At 68.1% G+C, this 18529-nt stretch carries 22 protein-coding genes; 12 read left to right on the top strand and 10 right to left on the bottom strand.

Going from position 1 to position 18529, the window contains the following annotated elements:
• Positions 1 to 91: 91 nt before the first annotated feature.
• On the top strand, positions 92 to 490 hold the full coding sequence (locus AC07NS_RS24195) for a DUF1489 family protein (protein ID WP_494607454.1): 399 nt from the start codon (positions 92 to 94) through the stop codon (positions 488 to 490).
• Positions 491 to 667: 177 nt separating this feature from the next.
• Here the strand turns inward: AC07NS_RS24195 and panC are convergent, their stop codons facing one another.
• Positions 668 to 1516 carry a pantoate--beta-alanine ligase gene (gene panC, locus AC07NS_RS24190; RefSeq protein ID WP_494607452.1) on the bottom strand — a complete coding sequence of 283 codons (849 nt, stop codon included), beginning with the start codon at positions 1514 to 1516 and terminating at the stop codon, positions 668 to 670.
• A gap of 201 nt (positions 1517 to 1717) precedes the next feature.
• Between panC and mipZ the strand changes: the two genes are divergently transcribed.
• A complete protein-coding gene (gene mipZ, locus AC07NS_RS24185) occupies positions 1718 to 2554 on the top strand; it encodes a division plane-positioning ATPase MipZ (protein WP_110119014.1) in 837 nt (278 codons plus the stop codon).
• 29 nt (positions 2555 to 2583) lie between these two features.
• Positions 2584 to 3015: a J domain-containing protein gene (locus AC07NS_RS24180; RefSeq protein ID WP_494607450.1), complete on the top strand. Its 432-nt coding sequence runs from the start codon at positions 2584 to 2586 to the stop codon at positions 3013 to 3015.
• Between the two features lie 232 nt (positions 3016 to 3247).
• Here the strand turns inward: AC07NS_RS24180 and AC07NS_RS24175 are convergent, their stop codons facing one another.
• On the bottom strand, positions 3248 to 4558 hold the full coding sequence (locus tag AC07NS_RS24175) for a D-alanyl-D-alanine carboxypeptidase family protein (protein ID WP_494607448.1): 1311 nt from the start codon (positions 4556 to 4558) through the stop codon (positions 3248 to 3250).
• Positions 4559 to 4953: 395 nt separating this feature from the next.
• Here AC07NS_RS24175 and AC07NS_RS24170 point away from each other — a divergent pair, with 395 nt between their 5' ends.
• The 4 genes from AC07NS_RS24170 to AC07NS_RS24155 all read left to right on the top strand — a co-directional run bounded on the left by AC07NS_RS24170 (position 4954) and on the right by AC07NS_RS24155 (position 7959).
• A complete protein-coding gene (locus tag AC07NS_RS24170) occupies positions 4954 to 5388 on the top strand; it encodes a phasin family protein (protein WP_110119017.1) in 435 nt (144 codons plus the stop codon).
• 182 nt (positions 5389 to 5570) lie between these two features.
• Complete coding sequence (locus tag AC07NS_RS24165; RefSeq protein ID WP_487289766.1) at positions 5571 to 6029, top strand: RidA family protein; 459 nt, start codon at positions 5571 to 5573, stop codon at positions 6027 to 6029.
• Entirely contained in the window at positions 6029 to 6802 is a 774-nt protein-coding gene (locus AC07NS_RS24160; RefSeq protein ID WP_494607445.1) for a glycerophosphodiester phosphodiesterase, read from the top strand. The genes AC07NS_RS24165 and AC07NS_RS24160 overlap by 1 nt, the downstream gene beginning before the upstream one ends.
• Positions 6799 to 7959, top strand: coding sequence for a GNAT family N-acetyltransferase (locus AC07NS_RS24155; RefSeq protein ID WP_494607443.1), 1161 nt, complete (start codon positions 6799 to 6801; stop codon positions 7957 to 7959). Before AC07NS_RS24160 ends, AC07NS_RS24155 begins: the two co-directional genes overlap by 4 nt.
• 179 nt (positions 7960 to 8138) lie before the next feature.
• Here the strand turns inward: AC07NS_RS24155 and AC07NS_RS24150 are convergent, their stop codons facing one another.
• Together AC07NS_RS24150 and AC07NS_RS24145 are read right to left on the bottom strand one after the other, a co-directional pair.
• A complete protein-coding gene (locus AC07NS_RS24150) occupies positions 8139 to 8624 on the bottom strand; it encodes a pyridoxamine 5'-phosphate oxidase family protein (protein ID WP_494607441.1) in 486 nt (161 codons plus the stop codon).
• 52 nt (positions 8625 to 8676) lie between these two features.
• Positions 8677 to 9267, bottom strand: coding sequence for a DUF4287 domain-containing protein (locus AC07NS_RS24145; protein ID WP_494607439.1), 591 nt, complete (start codon positions 9265 to 9267; stop codon positions 8677 to 8679).
• A 51-nt stretch (positions 9268 to 9318) separates the two neighbouring features.
• Here AC07NS_RS24145 and AC07NS_RS24140 point away from each other — a divergent pair, with 51 nt between their 5' ends.
• Genes AC07NS_RS24140 through AC07NS_RS24130 form a run of 3 tightly spaced genes read left to right on the top strand, consistent with a single transcriptional unit; the run spans position 9319 to position 10396 of the window.
• The gene (locus AC07NS_RS24140) at positions 9319 to 9750 is read left to right on the top strand and encodes an HIT family protein (RefSeq protein WP_494594583.1); all 432 of its coding nucleotides are present in this window, start codon (positions 9319 to 9321) and stop codon (positions 9748 to 9750) included.
• 53 nt (positions 9751 to 9803) lie between these two features.
• Complete coding sequence (locus tag AC07NS_RS24135) at positions 9804 to 10109, top strand: hypothetical protein (RefSeq protein WP_494607438.1); 306 nt, start codon at positions 9804 to 9806, stop codon at positions 10107 to 10109.
• A complete protein-coding gene (locus AC07NS_RS24130) occupies positions 10094 to 10396 on the top strand; it encodes a hypothetical protein (RefSeq protein ID WP_492857259.1) in 303 nt (100 codons plus the stop codon). The genes AC07NS_RS24135 and AC07NS_RS24130 overlap by 16 nt, the downstream gene beginning before the upstream one ends.
• 21 nt (positions 10397 to 10417) lie before the next feature.
• On the opposite strand, the gene AC07NS_RS24125 is transcribed toward AC07NS_RS24130, so the two are convergent.
• Complete coding sequence (locus AC07NS_RS24125) at positions 10418 to 10726, bottom strand: hypothetical protein (protein ID WP_494607436.1); 309 nt, start codon at positions 10724 to 10726, stop codon at positions 10418 to 10420.
• Positions 10727 to 10847: 121 nt separating this feature from the next.
• Here AC07NS_RS24125 and AC07NS_RS24120 point away from each other — a divergent pair, with 121 nt between their 5' ends.
• The gene (locus tag AC07NS_RS24120; RefSeq protein ID WP_494607434.1) at positions 10848 to 11285 is read left to right on the top strand and encodes a BLUF domain-containing protein; all 438 of its coding nucleotides are present in this window, start codon (positions 10848 to 10850) and stop codon (positions 11283 to 11285) included.
• Between the two features lie 53 nt (positions 11286 to 11338).
• Here AC07NS_RS24120 and clpA read toward each other — a convergent pair whose 3' ends face one another.
• From clpA to AC07NS_RS24095, 5 genes are all read right to left on the bottom strand, one after another.
• Positions 11339 to 13672 (bottom strand): ATP-dependent Clp protease ATP-binding subunit ClpA, encoded by a 2334-nt coding sequence (gene clpA / locus AC07NS_RS24115; protein WP_494607432.1) that lies wholly within the window; start codon positions 13670 to 13672, stop codon positions 11339 to 11341.
• Positions 13673 to 13683: 11 nt separating this feature from the next.
• Complete coding sequence (gene clpS / locus AC07NS_RS24110; RefSeq protein WP_101715544.1) at positions 13684 to 14013, bottom strand: ATP-dependent Clp protease adapter ClpS; 330 nt, start codon at positions 14011 to 14013, stop codon at positions 13684 to 13686.
• A gap of 384 nt (positions 14014 to 14397) precedes the next feature.
• Positions 14398 to 15192 (bottom strand): TrmH family RNA methyltransferase, encoded by a 795-nt coding sequence (locus AC07NS_RS24105; RefSeq protein ID WP_494607430.1) that lies wholly within the window; start codon positions 15190 to 15192, stop codon positions 14398 to 14400.
• A gap of 5 nt (positions 15193 to 15197) precedes the next feature.
• Entirely contained in the window at positions 15198 to 16109 is a 912-nt protein-coding gene (locus AC07NS_RS24100; protein WP_494607606.1) for an RsmD family RNA methyltransferase, read from the bottom strand.
• Positions 16110 to 16126: 17 nt separating this feature from the next.
• Positions 16127 to 17539 (bottom strand): glycosyltransferase, encoded by a 1413-nt coding sequence (locus AC07NS_RS24095; protein WP_494607428.1) that lies wholly within the window; start codon positions 17537 to 17539, stop codon positions 16127 to 16129.
• Positions 17540 to 17707: 168 nt separating this feature from the next.
• Here AC07NS_RS24095 and AC07NS_RS24090 point away from each other — a divergent pair, with 168 nt between their 5' ends.
• Complete coding sequence (locus AC07NS_RS24090; protein WP_494607426.1) at positions 17708 to 18343, top strand: TetR/AcrR family transcriptional regulator; 636 nt, start codon at positions 17708 to 17710, stop codon at positions 18341 to 18343.
• The last annotated feature ends 186 nt before the right edge of the window (positions 18344 to 18529 follow it).

Raw genomic sequence — 18529 nt, 5'->3', positions numbered from 1 at the left:
GGGCCGCACGCCAGCGGCGAGTGATAACGTTGTCATGAGCATGCGGCGATCCCGCGCTTGCATGACGGCCGCGCGTCGCTAAATCCGGCTCATGGCTCTGCACATGATCAAGCTGGTCGTCGGCTGCGACAACATCGACGAACTCGTCGCCTGGCACGAGGAAGGCCGTCCGTGGGTGATGCACACCCGGATGACGCCCAAACGCATCGACGAGATCCTCGACGGCGGCTCGCTCTATCGCGTGTTCAAGGGCCAGGTGCTGTGCCGCCAGACCATCCTGGCCATCGACACGGTGGGCGAGGGGCAGGCGGCGCGCTGCGAGGTGACGGTGGATCCGACCATCGTCCGCGTCGCGCCCCAGCCGCGCCGGGCCTTCCAGGGCTGGCGCTACCTGAAGCCGGAAGACGCCCCGCCGGACCTGACCGAGGGCGAGGCCGCCGACATGCCGCCGGAACTGGCTCGCCAACTCCGGGAGCTCGGGGCCTGGTGATCGTTTAGAGGTTAATCAACCCAGGCCTGTGAAACTCGACGCTCGACCTGCGGGGGAGAGCGAAGATGCGGCTGGCTTACGTGGCGCTCGGCATGGGTCTGCTGTTCCTGGCGATGGTGGTCGCCGTCGGCGTCGCCCTGGCGGTGAAGGTCTGAGGCGAGGTCCTCAGACGCCCCCTCAGGCGGCCATGTTGTCGATCAGGCGGGTCTTGCCCAGCCAGGCGGCGGCCAGCAGGTGGGCCTTGGCGCCCTTCAACGAGTCCGGGCCCAGGCGCGACAGGTCGTCGGCGTCGCGGAAGTCGAAATAGTCCACCTGGCGGAAGCCGGCGGCGGCCAGGGCGGCCTTGCCGGCGGCCTCGGCGGCTTCGACGCGCTCGCCGGCCTGGACGGCGGCGATGGCGGCCTTCATGGCGTTCGGCAGGGCGACGGCGGCGGCGCGTTCCTCGGGCGACAGGTAGGCGTTGCGCGAGGAGAGGGCCAGGCCGTCCTCCGCCCGGGCCGTGGGCGCGCCGACGATCTCGACGGGCAGATCAAGGTCGCGGGTGACGCGGCGGATGACCTGGAGCTGCTGGTAGTCCTTTTCGCCGAAGACGGCGATGTCCGGCTGCGCCTGGATCAGCAGCTTGGTGACCACGGTGGCGACGCCGCCGAAGAACTGCGGGCGGGCGGCGCCTTCCAGCGGCTCGGACACGCCGGTCAGGTTGATGCTGGTCGAGAAGCCCTCGGGATACATCTCGGCGCCATTGGGGGCGAACAGCAGGTCGCAACCGACGGTTTCCAGCAGCTGCGCATCACGGGCCTCGCCGCGCGGATAGGCGTCGAAGTCCTCGTGCGGGGCGAATTGCTTGGGATTGACGAAGACGCTGGCCACGGTGCGCTGGACCTTGGTCTGGGCCAGGCGGACCAGCGACAGGTGGCCCTCGTGCAGGGCGCCCATGGTCGGGATCAGGCCCACCTGCTCGCCGGCGGCCTTCCAGGCGCGGACTTGCTGGCGCAGTTCGGCGACGGTGCGGACGATGCGGGTCATGACGGAACTCTGCTGCAACGCAAAAACAAGCGTTCGGACGGGGCGGCTTATGGCCGATCTGGGACAGTCGGTCCACCTGCGACACGGAGTCTGTGGACGCCGGGCGCCACAAGATTGACGCTGATGGCGTGCAGGGCGCTTCATGCGCGTTAAGATTTTGGTTAGATTCGCCGAGTCGGGCGGAACGAAGGATTGAAGCCAATGGCCGAAACGCGCGTGATCGTCGTCGGCAACGAAAAGGGCGGCGCCGGCAAGTCCACCATCGCCATGCACCTGATGACGTCGCTGCTGTACGGCGGCGCCCGGGTCGCGATCATGGACCTGGACCTGCGCCAGTGCACCAGCATGCGGTTCTGCGAGAACCGCGTGGCCTGGCTGGCCGGCAACGACATCAAGCTGCCGATGCCGCAGACCTTCCGTCTCAGCGACAACGACATCGCCCTGGCCGCGGCGTCGGAAGCCGAGCAGGTCGCCGCGTTCGAGAAGGCGTTCCTGGCCGCGCGCGAGGTCGCCGACTTCGTGCTGATCGACACCCCCGGCGGCGACACCCAGATCACCCGCATGGCCCACGGCCTGGCCGACCTGATCGTCACCCCGATGAACGACAGCTTCGTCGACTTCGACATGCTGGGCCATGTCGATCCGGTGACCATGGAGCTGCAGAAGCCCAGCCTCTATTCCCAGACGGTGTGGGAGGCCCGCAAGGCCCGCGCCATGGCCGGCCAGCGCCAGCCGCTGGACTGGGTGGTGCTGCGCAACCGCCTGGCCACCACCGAAGCCCGTAACCGCAAGCGCTTGGAAGACCGCCTGACGGCCCTGGCCAAGCGGGTCGGCTTCCGCATGGGTCCCGGCCTGCGCGACCGCGTGATCTATCGCGAGCTGTTCCCGTTCGGCCTGACCATCGCCGACCTGTCGACCCAGGTGCGCCCGGTGCCGGTGTCGCTGCAGCACCTGGCCGCGCGCCAGGAACTGCGGGCGCTGATGCACTCGCTTGGCCTGGCGGCGTTCTCGGGCGAAACTCTCCTCGCCGCCCAATAAAAGTCTCTGGGGCGGCGGCGGGTCCGCTGATGCTCTTCTATCTGATCCTCGGCGGCGTGGTCGTCGCCTGGCTGTTGTGGGGCAAGCGCAAGCCGCTGCTGGCCGGCGAGGGCTGGCGTGTCGGTGCGGGCGTGGCCTCGGCCGCGGCCTTCGCCGCGGCGGCCTATGCCGGCGTGCGCAGCCAGTGGCCGGCGACCCTGGCCCTGTGTGTTCTGGGCCTGTGGTGCGCCACGTCGGCCCGCCAGCGTCCGGTGATCCGCAAGGTGGCCGAGCCGCGCAAGGCCGAGCTGTCGGCCAGCGAGGCGCGCTCGATCCTCGGCGTCGACGCCCAGGCCGGCGCCGACGAGATCCAGGCCGCCTACGCCCGGCTGATCCGCCTGGCCCATCCTGACAAGGGCGGCACGGCCGGCCTGGCGGCCCAGCTCAACGCGGCGCGGGACCGGTTGCTGAAGGGGCGGTGAGGGTCCGGCGCTCGGACCTCTGCACACCCATCACCGTTCAATCCCCGCGAAGGCGGGGACCCAAGCTGACTCTCAGGGTGAAGCGCGCTCGGCGATAGACCCGCTGACTCTGCTTGGATCCCCGCCTTCGCGGGGATGTTCGGAGGAGGGGGAGCGACCGGTTCAAGCGCAATGAAAAAGCCGGCAACCGTAAGGCTGCCGGCTTTTCAACTGTAGTTCGCGGGGCTTCGGATCAGCGCGGGGCGATGACCATGCAGGGCTGGCGCTTGGCGGTGATGGCCGAGCAGGCGGCGCGGGCGGCCTCGGCGGTCATGCCCTGGAACTGGGCGCGGAAGGCCCCGCCGGCGGCGCCGACCACGGCCCCCTCGGCGTCGGCCACGGCCTTGGCGAAGCGGTCGCGCACCAGGCCCAGCTGCTTGTTGGCCAGGCTCTTGGACTGGAAGGCGCCGACCTGGACGCTCCACTCGCCCTTGACCTTCTTCGGGGCCGGCTTGGCGGCGTCCTTGGCGGCCTTGAGGGTGGGGGAGACCTTCACCGGAACGGGCTTGGGATTGTCGGTCAGGACGATCTTGAGGCCGGCCTGGTCGCCGTCGCCCTCTTCGGAGGAGGGACGCATGATCGGGCCGGTCGGCTCGTCCTCATAGAGGTTGGCGGCGATGGTGGTGCGCTCGCCGTGCGAGCGGCGCTTGAGCACGTCGAAGCCCGTGGTCAGCAGGTCTTCCATGTTGTTGTCGCGCCAGGCGGTCGAGGAGCCGCCCAGGACCACGGCGATCAGGCGGCGGCCGTCGCGCACGGCCGAGCCGGCGAGGTTGTAACCGGACGCATTGGTGTAGCCGGTCTTCAGGCCGTCGAAGCCGTCCATGCTGGTGAGCAGGCGGTTGTGGCCGCGGACGTAATTGCCGCGGAACTCGAAGCCCTTGAGGCTGAAGTAGGAATAGTACTGCGGGAAGTCGCGCATGGTGGCGCGCGACAGGATGGCCAGGTCGCGGGCGGTGCTGATCTGGCGGCTGTCGGGCAGGCCCGAGGCGTTCACGAAGCGGCTGTTGCGCATGCCCAGTTCCTGACCGCGCAGGGTCATCAGGGCGGCGAAGCGGCTTTCGCTGCCGGCCAGCTTCTCGGCCATGGCGGTGGCGATGTCGTTGGCCGACTTCACGGCCATGGCGCGAATCGCCTCGTCGACGCTGAGGCTGTCGCCGGGGCGCAGGCCCATCTTGGTCGGGGCCTGGGCGGCGGCGCGCGGCGAGATCGGCACGCGATCGGTCAGCTTCAGGCGGCCTTCGCTGAGCGCCTCGAAGGTGAGGTACAGCGTCATCACCTTGGTGACCGACGCCGGATAGCGGGGGCTGTCGGCGCGTTTGTCGTAAAGGACTTCGCCCGAATTGGCGTCGATCACGATGGCCGCGTACTTGGGTTCCGCGGCGTTGAGCTGCAGGTACGGGATCTGGGCCGAAGCGACGGTGGGAGCAGCGACGCCGACCAGCGCGGCCGCGGCGAAGCCGACGGCGACGAGGAGGCGACGGGCGGAGTTAAGCTTGGCGAACATGCGACAAACGTCCGTCATTTGAACTGAGCGGTTCCGCACCGCCACACGCGTGAACCTAGCATGCGCGTTGTCGCCTTACGCCAAAGTAAACAACTGGTGAGCGATTTCGCCGCAGAATGAGATAAAACTTGGGCGTTGCGGCAACGCTTCGCCTCCGTTGGTTCATCGCTGAAACAGGTTCGCCTCATGCGCGCGTTCCGTCGCGCGTTCGGGCGAGCGCTCAGGGTGCGGAGCAGCTTCACCCTAGGTTATGGTGCGCTGCACAAAAACGTTTGACTGCTGCACTGCAACATGAGAAAACCCTGTCGTCCCAACGCATGGGGCAGGGCCGCGGAACGTCTCCTTCCACCCGTCGCTCGAACCCGTGCCCCGCCACCTGCCCAGGAGCCTTCCCCATGGCCGTCACCGAGACCCTGAAGAGCACCGTCGAGCAATACACCTCCGCCAGCAACCAAGCGTTCAAGGACGGCGTCGACAAGTCGCTCGCCGCCCTGGCCGAGGCCAACACCCATTCGAAGAAGAACCTCGAGGCCGTCGTCGCCTCGGTGACCGCCGCGACCAAGGGCGCCGAAGCCCTGGGCGCCGAAGCCTTCGCCTACTCGAAGAAGGCCGCCGAGGATCAAGTCGCCGCCGCCAAGGCCCTGGCTTCGGCCAAGAGCGTGCAGGAAGCCGTCGAGCTGCAGACCGCCTGGGCCAAGTCGGCCCTGGAAGCCTACATCGCCCAGGTCAGCAAGGCCTCGGAGATCGTCTCGGCCTCGATCAAGGATTCGGTGAAGCCGCTGAACGAGCGCGTCACCGCCACGGTCGAGAAGTTCCAGGCCGCTCGCTAATCCAAGTTTCGGAACGGCCCCGCTTGCGGGTCGTTTCGCAAGTCTACCCAGCCTTTCGGCCCGGAGCTCGCGGTTCGGGCCTTTTTTCTTGCGCGTTTTGGCCGGACCTCGCGTCCGGGCCTTTTTTCTTGTGTGAAGGCTTCCCCTTGCTAAGCATGCGCACTCGGTAAGGGAGCGTTTGAATGTCGAAGGTGGAAGAGCGTCTGGCGGGTCTCGGGATCACGCTGCCGGAACCGGTGGCGCCGGTGGCCAACTACGTGCCGTTCGTGCGGTCGGGCAATCTCGTCCACATCTCCGGCCAGATCTCGCTCGACGCTTCCGGCGGCATCAAGGGCACGGTCGGGGTCGACGTCGACCTGGAGACCGCCCAGAAGGCCGCCCGCCTGTGCGGGATCAATCTGCTGGCCCAGATCAAGGCCGCGACCGGCGACCTCGACAAGGTGGCCCGCATCGTCAAGCTGGGCGGCTTCGTGCAGGCCGGCCCGGACTTCATCGACATCCCCAAGGTGATCAACGGCGCCTCGGACCTGATGGTCGAGGTGTTCGGCGACGCCGGCCGCCACGCCCGCTCGGCCGTCGGCGTCTACAAGCTGCCGCTGGGCTTCGCCGTCGAGGTCGACGCCGTGGTGGAGGTCTTCTGATGCGCGCCCGTCCGCGTCCCGGGGCGGAGGTGTTCGGCGAGGCGTGGGAGCGCCTGTTCGATCCGCCCGTGGCCCATCGCGGACTGTGGACGCCGGGCGGCGCGCCGGAGAACTCCCTGGCCGCCTTCCAGGCCGCCTGCGCCAAGGATTACGCCATCGAGCTGGACGTGCAGTTGACGGCCGACGGCCAAGCCGTGGTCTTCCACGACGATCGCCTGGAGCGCCTGACGGGCGCCGAGGGCCGCCTGCGCGACCACACCGCCGCCGAGCTGGGCGCGCTGAAGCTGTCGGGCACCGACGAGACCATCCCGACCCTGGCCGACGCCCTGGCGGTGATCGGCCATCGGGCCATGGTCTATATCGAGCTCAAGACCCCGTTCGGCGAAGTGGGGGAACTGGAAAAGAAGGTCTCGGAAATCCTGATCGACCACAACGGTCCGATCGCGGTGATCGGCTTTAATCCCTATTCCCACGCCTGGTTCGCCGACCATCATCCGCAGATCCTGCGAGGCCTGGATTCCTACGGCTGGAACGACGACAACGCCCGCAAGCTGGCGCCGGAGCTGCGCAAGTCGCTGGCGGCGCTGGAGCAGGTGGAACTGGCGCGGCCGGACTTTCTTGCTCTCGGCCTCGACATGCTGCCGAGCGCGCGCGCCGACGTGTTCCGGGGCAAGGGCATGCCGATCATCGCCTGGACGGTGCGATCGCCCGAACAGTGGGACGCCGTCTCCGACCATTGCGACAACCTGATCTTCGAGGGCTTCACGGCGTGAGTTCGCTTAAGGCGGAGGTGCGCATCCACCGCCGCATCGCCGATATCGGCAAGGAAGCCTGGGACGCCTGCGCCGGTCCGTCCGGGGACCCCTTCGTCAGCTTCGACTTCCTCGACATCCTCGAAGAGAGCGGCTGCGCCAGCGATCGCACCGGCTGGGCGCCGCACCATGTCAGCGTCGCCGACGTCGATGGCGAGATCGGCGGGGTGATGCCGCTCTATCTGAAGAACCACAGCCAGGGCGAATACGTCTTCGACCACGCCTGGGCCGACGCCTACGAGCGGGCGGGGGGCGACTACTATCCCAAGCTCCAGTGCTCGGCCCCGTTCTCGCCGGTGACGGGCCCGCGGCTGATCGCGCGGTCGGACGTCGATCCCGACGAGGCGCGCTCGGCCCTGCTGGGCGGGGCGCTGACCCTGTGCGACCGTCTGAAGGCCTCGTCGCTGCACGTGACCTTCCCAACGGAGGGTGAGTGGGACTGGATGGGCGATCGCGGCCTGCTGCGCCGGCAGGACCAGCAGTATCACTGGGAGAACGCCGGCTACGCGACCTTCGACGACTTCCTGGCGGCCCTGTCGTCCAACCGCCGCAAGACCATCCGCCGCGAGCGCCGCGACGCCCAGGACGGGCTGGAGATCGTGGCCCTGTCGGGCGAGGATCTGAAGCCCGAGCACTGGGACGCCTTCTTCGGCTTCTACATGGACACCGGCGCCCGCAAGTGGGGGCGGCCCTATCTGAACCGGCGGTTCTTCTCGCTGCTGCACGAGCGGATGGCCGACAAGGTGCTGCTGATCCTGGCGCGTCGGCCGGGCGGGCCGTGGATCGCCGGGGCCCTGAACCTGATCGGCCGCGACTGCCTCTACGGCCGCCACTGGGGCTGCACCGAGGACGTTCCGTTCCTGCATTTCGAGCTCTGCTACTACCAGGCCATCGAGCATGCGATCCGGCTGGGCCTGCCGCGCGTGGAGGCCGGCGCCCAGGGCCAGCACAAGATCGCCCGCGGCTATCTGCCCAGCGCGGTCTACTCGGCGCACTGGATCGCCGACCCGGCCCTGCGCGAGCCGGTTGCGCGCTATCTGGAGCGCGAGCGCGAGGCGGTGGCGGAAGACATGGCGATGCTCACCGAGGAGTATTCGCCGTTCCGCGAGACGCGCTAGAGCGCTCGACGGATCGGCTTTCAGGAGCTAGCCCATTTCCACCGAGCATCCCCGCGAAGGCGGGGGATCTAAGCCGAGCCGACGGATGACCTGCGGCCGCGCCTCCTCCGGAACCTCAGTTTGGATCCCAGCCTTCGCGGGGAAAGACGGATTGGGGGGGGCGTGAACGTCGATCCGGACTAATGCAGCACGACCTCGGCGACCTTGTCGCGGTAGTCGCGCTTGGGATCGCGGCCGAGCATCAGGCGCATGCCGGCGAACAGGCTGTTCTCGTTCAGCCAGATACGGGCGTGCTCGGGCTCGAAGCGCAGCAGGCGCAGCTTCGGGTCGTCCATGCCGTCGAACCAGGCGGCGATGAACGGGTTCCAGAGGCGCTCGACGGTGGTGAAGTCGGTGTCGACGCGCAGCCGGCCGTCGATCTGGGCGAAGAGATCGTGGCCCTTGGACGAGAAGTGCATCACCGCGTCGCGCTCGTGGGGCAGGGCGGCGACGAGGTCGCTGTCGGCCGAGGTGAAGATCCACATCGGTCCGCTGTGATCGCCGTCCATCAGGACGGTCATCGGCTGGCTGTGGCCGCCCTCGACGTCGGGCAGTCCCAGCATCACCGTGCGGTCGTTCTTGAGGGCTTTCCAGAACTTGGCGGTGAGATCGGCTTCCTTGGACATGGCTCTTGTCCTCCCGCCGTCAAAAACGTGGCTGTTGCCTTCCGCGTTCCGTTCAGGAGCGGTCCCAGGCCGCTTTCAGCAGGGCCGCGACCTCGTCGTCGACTTCGGTCGGGGAGGCGAGCGTCAGCTTGGCCTTCAGACGCTCGGACCAGCTTTCGTTCTTCGGTTCCGAGAGGCGAGGGGAGGCGTCGGGCGTCATGGCCAGGCCCAGCGACACGCCGCCGCCTTTCAGCGGCTTGGCGGCGGCGAACTGCACCTTGTTGGACCAGGCGGTGAAGCCCTTGCGCTGGCCGGTGACGAGGCCTGGGAAGCTGGAGACGGCCGCCTCGATCGCCTCCAGGATCGCCGTCGCGGCCGGGGCGGTCCACAGGGCCGCGCGCAGGCCGGCCGCGTCGTCCCAGCCCAGTTCCGAGGGGAAGGCTTCGCCCAGGATGTGGGCGCAGCGATTGACGCCCAGGCCGTAATTGGCCTTCAGCCAGTCGACGCGGGCCTTCGGTCTGGTCTCCTTGCAGTCGCGGCGGACGATCTCGACCCATTCGGCCAGGGTCTTGCCGGTGTCGCGCTCGAGGCTGGCCTGCACCGAGGCGAACCACTTCTTCTGGCGGTCGGTCAGGCCTTGGCCGGCCTCGTCGGTCTTGCCCACGCTTGCGCCCCCTCGCTGGTTTGCTAGGACCGTCCCACACAGGAGACGACCATGAGCCTTCACGGAACCTACGACCCGGACAACATCTTCGCCAAGATCGTTCGCGGCGAGATCCCGAGCGTGAAGGTGTTCGAGGACGACGAGGTCCTGGCCTTCATGGACGCCTTCCCGCAGTCGCCCGGCCACCTGCTGGTGATCTCCAAGACCTCGAAGGCGCGCAACGTGCTGGAGGCCGAGCCCAAGACCCTGGGCCGGCTGATCGGCGCGGTGCAGAAGGCGACCCGGGCGGTGACGCAGGCCCTGAAGCCCGACGGCGTGGTGGTCACCCAGTTCAACGGCGCGCCGGCCGGCCAGACGGTGTTCCACCTGCACTTCCACGTCATCCCCCGCTACGAGGGCCAGGCGCTGGGCCGCCACGGCGAGGGCATGGCCGACGCCGAAGAGCTGAAGGCCTTGGCCGCGAAGATCGCCGCGGCGCTCTGAAGCCTGAAGTTGCGACCCCGCGCGAACGCCTGCATAGGAAGCGCGGGGGCTGCATGAAACTTCATCCGATCACCTGGATCCTGCTCGGGGCGGCCGGCTTGCAGCTGGTCGTGCTGGCCGGCTATTTCGTCGGGATCGCCTACGCGGCCGGCGAGGCGACGCGCATGCCGTCGATCGGTCCCGCCGACATCGGCTTCTTGCAAGCCTGGCTTGCCCGGTGGCTGGGCGATGGATTGCTGCGGCTGGGCGCGATCGCCGCCAGCGTGGCGGGCGCGGCCTGGGTCGAGTTCCTCGCCCGAACCTATCATCAGTTGCGGGCCCTGGGCGCGCAGGGAGAGACGACGTGTCCGACGCTCTGAACGCACCGGCCGACCGCGTGGCGGGCTTCTTCGGCCGCCTGCATCCGGTGACCCGCATCGTCGCGGCCGCGGCGATCGTCAGCCTGTTCGGTGACATCGTGCAGCTGATCGGCGTGATATCGGCCTTGCAGCAGGGCTCGGCCCTGGCGCCGCTCAGCCAGTCGATCTCGACCTTCCTGAACAGCCTCGGCTACTCGATCGGCTTCATCGGCGGCGCGGCGAGCGTCGAGTACCTGTTCCGCATCTGGCGCGAGGTGAAGGCCATCCGCGAGCGCGGCCAGGGCTGAGCCCCGAAGGTTGGGCGGCCCTTAGGGCAGCAGCTTGATCAGGGCGGTGGAGATCGACACCAGCACCGCCATGCCGCCCAGCAGCGCCCAGCCCTGAAGGCGGATCTTCTCGCTGAGGTCGGCGCGGATGCGGGCTTCGGTGAGGGCGAGATCGCCCTTCAGTTCGGCCTTCGCGGCCTGCAACTCTGAGCGCGTCGCCAATTCGGAGATGTCTGGAAGCATCGTCGTCTGCTGGATCAGTTCCACGATCGCCTCGGCCGTGCCTTCAGCGACCCCTGCTTCGCGCAGGCGCTTCGAGGCGCTCAGGGTGTCGAAGGGGACGGTGCTCATATCCTCACGCTACGCGTTTGTTCTCGTTTTGTCTACATCCGACGCGCGAGCCGAGTGAACCTTTTAACGGTTCTGCGGCTTTACCCTCCGGCCCAGCTTCAGTCGTGGCCGAGGACCGTGAATGACCGACATCCTGGCCCGGCGCGGCCTGTACCGACTGATCTACGCCAGCCGCGCCGTCGAACCCGGCAGTCTCGACCAGGACCTGCCGGTCATCGTCGCCAAGTCGATCCAGAACAACCGTATCGACGATGTCACCGGATTCCTGGCCGCGGGGGAGGGGCGGTTCCTGCAGTTGCTGGAAGGCCCGGGGCAGGTGGTTGCCGAGGTCTATGAGCGCATCGGCCGCGACCCGCGCCACGACGAGATCGTGCTGATCGCCGACGGCCCGGCCGAGCGGCGGCTGTTCCGCGACTGGAACATGGGCCAGCGCCGTCTGGAGGCCGAGGACGCCTCGGCTCTGGCGGAGGTCGGGCTGGAGCACTTCACGCCGGCCGGCCTCGATGAGGAGCGAGCCTTGCGGCTGCTCACCACGCTGGGCGCGCGCCACCTGCGCTAAAGAAAAAGGCCCGGATCGCTCCGGGCCTTTCCCTGATCATTTGACGACTGGCCCTATTCGGCCAGGGCCGGCTCCTCGGCCTCTCCTTCGTCGGAGGGCGACTTGCCGGACTTGCCTTCCGAGGCGCTTTCGATCTCGAAGCCGATCTTGCCGTTTTCGAGCACCACCTTGACGTGGCCCCCGCGGATCAGGCGGCCGAACAGGATGTCGTCGGCCAGCGGCTTCTTGATGTGCTCCTGGATGACCCGGGCCAGCGGACGGGCGCCGTAGAGCTCGTCGAAGCCGTTCTTGGCCAGCCAGTCGGCAGCGTCGTCGGAGAGTTCGATCGTGATGTTGCGGTCGGCGAGTTGCGCCTCCAGCTGCATGACGAACTTCTGCACGACCTGGCGGATGATCTCCGGCGTCAGCGGCTTGAAGGCCACCGTCGCGTCCAGGCGGTTGCGGAACTCCGGCGTGAACAGGCGCTTGAGGGCGGCCTCTTCCTCGCCTTCGACCTTGGAGCGGCCGAAACCGATCGACTGCCGCTGGGCGTCGGAGGCGCCCGCGTTGGTGGTCATGATCAGGACCACGTTGCGGAAGTCGACCTTCTTGCCGTTGGAGTCGGTCAGGGTGCCGTGGTCCATGACCTGCAGCAGGATGTTGTAGATGTCGCTGTGGGCCTTCTCGATCTCGTCGAGCAGGACGACCGCGTGCGGGTGCTGATCGACGGCGTCGGTCAGCTGGCCGCCCTGGTCGTAGCCGACATAGCCGGGAGGGGCGCCGATCAGGCGGCTCACGGTATGGCGCTCCATGTACTCCGACATGTCGAAGCGGATCATCTCGATGCCGAGCGTCGAGGCCAGCTGCTTGGCGGCCTCGGTCTTGCCCACGCCGGTCGGGCCGCTGAACAGGTAGCAACCGATCGGCTTGTTCGGATCGCGCAGGCCCGCACGCGCCAGCTTCATGGCCGAGGACAGCTGCAGCAGGGCTTCGTCCTGGCCGAACACGGCGCGCTTCAGGTCGGTCTCGAGTTCCTTGAGGGCCTCGGTGTCCGACTTGCTGACCGACTTGGGCGGAATGCGGGCGATCTTGGCGACGACGGCCTCGATCTCCTTGACGCCGATGGTCTTCTTGCGACGGCTTTCCGGCAGCAGCATCTGGCCCGCGCCCGCCTCGTCGATCACGTCGATCGCCTTGTCGGGCAGCTTGCGGTCGGTGATGTACTTGGCCGACAGCTCCACCGCGACCTTCAGGGCCTCGGCGGTGTACTTCAGCTTGTGGAAGTCCTCATAGTAGGTCTTCAGGCCCTTGAGGATCTTGATGGTGTCTTCCACCGTCGGCTCGTTGACGTCGATCTTCTGGAAGCGACGGACCAGGGCCCGATCCTTCTCGAAGTGCTGACGGAACTCCTTGTAGGTGGTCGAGCCCATGCAGCGCAGGGTGCCCGAGGCCAGGGCCGGCTTCAGCAGGTTGGAGGCGTCCATGGCCCCGCCGCTGGTGGCGCCGGCGCCGATGACGGTGTGGATCTCGTCGATGAACAGCACCGCGTTGGGGTGGTTCTCGAGTTCCTTGACCACCTGCTTGACGCGTTCCTCGAAGTCGCCGCGATAACGGGTGCCGGCCAGCAGCGCGCCCATGTCGAGCGAGTAGATGGTGGCTTCCGCCAGGACTTCGGGGACCTGGTGGGTGATGATCTTGCGCGCCAGGCCTTCGGCGATGGCGGTCTTGCCGACGCCGGGGTCGCCGACGAGCAGCGGGTTGTTCTTGGTGCGGCGGCACAGGATCTGGATCGCGCGTTCCACTTCGTTCGCGCGGCCGATCAGCGGGTCGACCTTGCCCTGGCGGGCCTTTTCGTTGAGGTCGACGCAGTAGGCTTCGAGGGCCTCGCCGCCGGTCTTGGTGTTGGGCTTTTCCTGGTCTTCCTCGACCGCGGTCGCGCCCTTGGCGGCCTTGGGCTCGGAAGCGCCGGCCTTCTTGGCGATGCCGTGGGCGATGAAGTTCACCGCGTCGTACCGCGTCATGTCCTGCTCCTGCAGGAAGTAGGCGGCGTGGCTTTCGCGTTCGGAGAAGATGGCGACCAGGACGTTGGCCCCGGTGACTTCCTCGCGGCCGGACGACTGGACGTGGATGACGGCGCGCTGGATGACGCGCTGGAAGCCCGCCGTGGGCTTGGCGTCTTCTTCGTCGTCGACCACCAGGGACGAGAGTTCGACGTCGAGATAATTGACCAGGCTCTTCTTCAGGGCGGTCAGGTCGACGTCGCAGGCTCGCATGACCCCGGCCGCGTCGTCATCGTCGGTGAGCGACAGCAGCAGGTGTTCGAGCGTGGCGTATTCGTGCTTTCGCTGGTTGGCGTAGGCCACCGCGCGGTGGAGGGATTCTTCGAGAGGACGCGAAAAAGAGGGCAAGGGGAGGCTCCTCAATCCTTTTCCATGGTGCACTGCAGCGGGTGCTGATGTCTGCGAGCTGAGTCGATCACTTGAGCGACCTTGGTTTCGGCGACTTCGTATGTGAAAACGCCGCAGACCCCGACGCCGTTCTGGTGAACGTGCAACATAATCCTAGTCGCGTCTTCGCGCGACTTGTTGAAGAACCGTTCGAGCACGTAAACGACGAACTCCATAGGGGTGTAGTCGTCGTTCAAGATCAGTACGCGATACAACGAGGGCTTCTGCGTCTTCGGCTTCACTTCCGTGACGACCGAAGAGCCCGCGCCGTTATTCTGTCCGCCTTGCTTTCGCTCGGCCATCGACCGCTTTCTCCCGGCGGGCAAATCACCCGCCTTCATGAATTAGATATGGAAAAGCGGCGGCTTTGGAAGAGGCCGCCGCCCGACTGCGCCGCTTTAACACAGGGGCGCCGTCGAAATCGGCTTCACGTTTGGGAGAGCGGCGAAGGTGGCCCGAGCGTTCCCGCGGCGAGGCTGCGAAATGGTGTGCGGCGTGGTGTCGCGCAAGGGGGCGGAGTTCTCCGCAGGCGTATGATGCGGGCGGCGTGGCCGCACCACCAGGAACCTCCCCCCGTGGGGGAGGAGATCGCGCAGCGATCGGAGGGGGGAGGAGGACCGAAGCCCCGAAAGCTGAAAACGTCCCCCCACCGGCCTGCGGCCGCCTCCCCCAGAGGGGGAGGTTCGTCAGCCCGTCACCGTGTAGATCATGATCCCCGTGGCCACCGACAGGTTCAGGCTGTCGGCGCGGCCGCGCATGGGGATCTTGACGTTGACGTCGCAGGCGGCGGCCAGTTCGGGCGGCAGGCCCTGCTGTTCGTTGCCCATCAGGATCAGCGATGGCTTCACGTAGTCGGCGCTCTTGTGGTCGACGGTGGCGGTCAGCAGGGTGCCGACCACGCTGCCGGGCCAGTCCTCGCGCCAGGCCAGGAACTCCTGCACGCTGGCCTTGGCGATCTTCACGGCGAAGACCGAGCCCATGGTCGCCCGCACGCCTTCGACCGAATAGGGATCGACGCAGTCGCCGACCAGGATGACGCCGCCGGCGCCGGCCGCGTCGGCGGTGCGGATGATGGTGCCGAGGTTGCCCGGATCGCGGACGGCCTGCAGGGCCACCCAGCAGTCGGCGCTCTGCGGCACGATCGCCGACAGCGGGGTGTAGACCTGCTTGAAGACGCCGACGACGGCTTGCGGGTTGTCGCGGCGCGAGACCTTCTCGAGGATCTCGCGGTTGACCTCGATGACCTCGCCGCCGGCCGCGGCGCAGGCCTTGGCGGCCTTCTGCAGCATCGGGTGGTCGGCGGCGTCGGGGCCGTACATCAGGATCTTGGGCGCGTGGCCGCAGTCGATCGCCTCGATGACGATCTTCAGGCCCTCGGCCAGGAACAGGCCGCTGTCCTCGCGCTCCTTGCGCATGTGCAGGGCGCGGACGGCCTTGACCGTGGCGTTGGTCAGGGAGGTGACGGTCTTGACGTTGCTCATGTCGATCAGGCCTCCGACGACCAGCGGGCGAAGAAGGACAGGCCGATCTGGCGGTCGCCCTTGTCTTCCACGAGGGACAGCTCGCCCCAGTCGATGACGCCGGTCCGGCCTTCCAGCGCCTGGGCCAGCAGGCCCGACATGGCCGCGCCCGAGACCCTCGCGGCATAGGCGTTCATCAGCAGGAAGTCGGCGTCTTCCGCCAGCAGTTGGGCGCAGTCGGCGGTCAGGGCCGGCAGGTCCTCGAACAGGCGCCAGACCTCGCCGTCGGGGCCGCGGCCGAACTTCGGCGGATCCAGGATGATCCCGTCATAGACGTTGCCCCGGCGCACCTCACGAGCGACGAAGCGGCGGGCGTCCTCGACGATCCAGCGGATCGGCTTTTCGGCGAGCCCTGCGAAGGCGGCGTTCTCGCGCGCGAAGCCGACCGACTTCTTGGAGGCGTCGACGTGGGTGACATGGGCGCCGGCCGCCGCGCAGACCAGGCTGGCCACGCCGGTGTAGCCGAACAGGTTGAGGATCTTGGGCTGGCGGCCGCGGGCCTTGACGAAGGCGCGCACGCGCTCGTCCTGCCAGGCCCAGTTGGCGGCCTGCTCGGGGAAGAAGGCCAGGTGGCGGAACGGCGTGAACTGGCCGTGGAACTTCGCCTCGCCCCAGGCCAGGTCGAACTTCTCGATCGGCTTGCCGCGGAAGCGCCAGCGGCCGGCCTCGTCCTCGTCGGAGGGATCGAACACGGCGTCGGCCTCGTCCCAGGCCTGGGCGGGCAGGCGCGGCTCCCAGAAGCACTGCGGCTCGGGACGGACGACGGTGTAGCGGCCGTAGCGCTCCAGCTTCTTGCCGCGCCCGCTGTCGAGCAGGGCGTAGTCGGCCCAGCCGGCGGTGCGCATGACGATGGGAGAGGCGGCGATGGTCGGGTGCATGGCCACGCCATACGCGCTCAGCCCAAGCGTCGTCCAGCCCGAGGCGCATGCGGGGTCTTGTCCCAGTGGTGCGGACGCAGGACGAACTGGACCAGCGCATGGCAGCCGGCCCAGCCCTGGGCCAGCCAGATCAGGGGCAGGCCCAGCAGGTCGAGCCACTTGGCCCGGCCGCCCGCGCGCTGGCGGCCGACGATCGCGGCGATGGCCGACGCGCTCCACGCATAGAAGAAGAGCACCAGGCCCGCGCCGTCGATCGCGGCCTGGCCGTCGGGCAGCAGGTCGAGCGCGAGCATCAGGATCACGCCGGCGAAGATCGGCGCGTGCAGGTGGGTCGAGGCCAGCGACAGGACCAGCGTCAGGAACAGCGCCAAAGCCACGCGCGGCCGGCGAACGGCGGGACCACGCAGATGAACCGCCAGGGTCTGGAGGTGGCCCTTGATCCAGCGGGCCCGCTGCGGTCGCCAAGCTTTCCAGCTGGTGGGGGCGGTCTCCAGCGTCGGCGGGGCGATGACGTCGAGGCCATAGCCGGCGGCGGCGAGGCGAAAGCCGACATCGGCGTCCTCGGTCACGTTGAAGGCGTCCCAGCCGCCGACGGCGTGCAGGGCCTCGACGCGGAAATGGTTGCTGGTGCCGCCCAGGGGAAAGGCCAGCCGCCAGCGGGCCAGGGCCGGCAGCAGCACCTCGAAATGGGCGGCGTATTCCTGCTGGAACTGGCGGGGCAGGAAACCGGAGATGGCCGGGATCTCGATGCGCAGCGGCGCCTGTAGGCAGGCCAACTCGACGGGACCGGCGGCGAAGCGGGCTGCGGCTTCGCGAAGTTGGCCGGGATCGGGCGCGTCCTCGGCGTCGTAGATCACCAGCAGTTCGCCGCGGGCCCGGCCCAGGGCGTGGTTGCAGGCGCGAGGCTTGGTCTTGGGCGCGCCGGGCGGGACGACCAGCACCTGGATGAAGGCCGGCAGGTCCAGGGCGTGGAAGGCCGCGATGGTCTCGACGTCGTCGGCCTCCAGCATGATCAAGGCCTGGAGGCGGTCGCGCGGATAGTCCAGCCGATCGAGATTGGCCGCCAGCTCGGCGGCGACCGAGGCTTCCTTGTAGAGCGGGGCGATCACCGTATAGGCGGGCAGGTCGGCGTCGGGCAGGGCCGGGACCGGGATCCGTCTTGTCGGCGTGCAGGCCGCCACGAGCCGCAGCGAGGCCAGTAGCGCAAAGAGCGCCAGGCTCGTCCAGCTCAGCGCCGCCAACGTGACCTTCGGCGCCAGCGCCGCGCTCGCGACCAGGGCGACGGCGACGAGAGCCAGCACGACGCCCTGGCCGGGGCTCAGCCGGCGATGGGCGCCGTCGGCGAGCGGCAGGGGCGCGACGAACGGCGGATCGGCCAGGACGTGATGGTCCTGCTCCTCGGCGTGCAGCCGCCGGTCTTCACGCGCCATGTCGTTCCCCCACAACCAGGCCTGATCGGTGGGAGTGACTCGATTAACTCAACTATAAAGTGTCAAATGGAAAAATACGCGTTTTGCGTAAAAGGGCCGCCCTGCTTGTCGGCCCTGGGTGATTCCCGTTTACTGTCAGATCGGGGAAGAGGGAGGAAGTACCGTATCGTGACCGTCGCGTTGAAGAAGCCGCCCAGGTCCGCCCGCAAGCCGAAGGGCGATGGGCACATGCGCCGGGGCGAGATCCTGGCCGCCGCCGAGAAGATCTTCATCGCCGAGGGCTACGCCGGGGCGACGATCCGCAAGATCGCCGACGCCGTGGGCGTGTCCTCGACCGCGCTCTACATGCACTTCCGCGACAAGGACCAGATCCTGCTGGAGATCGGCCGCGAGGCCATCGAGCAGCTGCTGGCCATCAACGTCGCCCTGTCGCACGAGCCGGTCGACGCCGTGGAGAAGGTGCGGCGCATGCTCGACGCCTACATGCGCTTCGCCCTCGACAATCCCAACACCTACCAGCTGGTGTTCTGCGGCTCGAGCGAGGCGATCTCGGTGGAGAAGCAGCAGGCCGTGTCCGATCTGGGCGACGCCTGCTTCGACGAGTTCAGCGGCCCGATCCGCGAGATCGCCGCCGCCGGCCGGCTGAAGACCGGCACCGCCGAAAGCGCCGCCCAGGTGCTGTGGGCGGCCTGCCACGGCATCGTCTCGCTGGTCATCACCAAGCCGAGCCGCAACTGGGCCTCGCACGAGGAGCTGATGCAGGTCACGCTCGACGGGGTGCTGCACGGGCTGATCGCGGAGTAGGGGGCGTCCCCACACCAATTTTCGTCATCCCGGCCGTAGCGCGTAGCGCGAAGAGCCGGGACCCAGGGGCCGCCGCATGGCGCCGGCCAACGCCTACCCGATCGCCGCGCCCAGTCCCCTGGGTCCCTGTGTATTGCGATAGGTGTCGAGCGCGAGCTTGATGGGTGGCGGGCGCAGCTCGTTGGG

It is taken from the genome of Caulobacter sp. GW821-FHT10A10 (assembly GCF_059415745.1).
The sequence above is the reverse complement of the archived record's forward strand: the minus strand, read 5'-3'. Positions and strand labels throughout refer to the sequence as shown.

Coding starts and splice junctions, on each gene's coding strand:
- AC07NS_RS24195 (WP_494607454.1), top strand. CDS start 92: ATGGCTCTGCACATGATCAAGCTGGTCGTCGGCTGCGACAACATCGAC.
- panC (WP_494607452.1), bottom strand. CDS start 1,516: ATGACCCGCATCGTCCGCACCGTCGCCGAACTGCGCCAGCAAGTCCGC.
- mipZ (WP_110119014.1), top strand. CDS start 1,718: ATGGCCGAAACGCGCGTGATCGTCGTCGGCAACGAAAAGGGCGGCGCC.
- AC07NS_RS24180 (WP_494607450.1), top strand. CDS start 2,584: ATGCTCTTCTATCTGATCCTCGGCGGCGTGGTCGTCGCCTGGCTGTTG.
- AC07NS_RS24175 (WP_494607448.1), bottom strand. CDS start 4,558: ATGTTCGCCAAGCTTAACTCCGCCCGTCGCCTCCTCGTCGCCGTCGGC.
- AC07NS_RS24170 (WP_110119017.1), top strand. CDS start 4,954: ATGGCCGTCACCGAGACCCTGAAGAGCACCGTCGAGCAATACACCTCC.
- AC07NS_RS24165 (WP_487289766.1), top strand. CDS start 5,571: ATGTCGAAGGTGGAAGAGCGTCTGGCGGGTCTCGGGATCACGCTGCCG.
- AC07NS_RS24160 (WP_494607445.1), top strand. CDS start 6,029: ATGCGCGCCCGTCCGCGTCCCGGGGCGGAGGTGTTCGGCGAGGCGTGG.
- AC07NS_RS24150 (WP_494607441.1), bottom strand. CDS start 8,624: ATGTCCAAGGAAGCCGATCTCACCGCCAAGTTCTGGAAAGCCCTCAAG.
- AC07NS_RS24140 (WP_494594583.1), top strand. CDS start 9,319: ATGAGCCTTCACGGAACCTACGACCCGGACAACATCTTCGCCAAGATC.
- AC07NS_RS24135 (WP_494607438.1), top strand. CDS start 9,804: ATGAAACTTCATCCGATCACCTGGATCCTGCTCGGGGCGGCCGGCTTG.
- AC07NS_RS24125 (WP_494607436.1), bottom strand. CDS start 10,726: ATGAGCACCGTCCCCTTCGACACCCTGAGCGCCTCGAAGCGCCTGCGC.
- AC07NS_RS24120 (WP_494607434.1), top strand. CDS start 10,848: ATGACCGACATCCTGGCCCGGCGCGGCCTGTACCGACTGATCTACGCC.
- clpS (WP_101715544.1), bottom strand. CDS start 14,013: ATGGCCGAGCGAAAGCAAGGCGGACAGAATAACGGCGCGGGCTCTTCG.
- AC07NS_RS24105 (WP_494607430.1), bottom strand. CDS start 15,192: ATGAGCAACGTCAAGACCGTCACCTCCCTGACCAACGCCACGGTCAAG.
- AC07NS_RS24100 (WP_494607606.1), bottom strand. CDS start 16,109: ATGCACCCGACCATCGCCGCCTCTCCCATCGTCATGCGCACCGCCGGC.
- AC07NS_RS24095 (WP_494607428.1), bottom strand. CDS start 17,539: ATGGCGCGTGAAGACCGGCGGCTGCACGCCGAGGAGCAGGACCATCAC.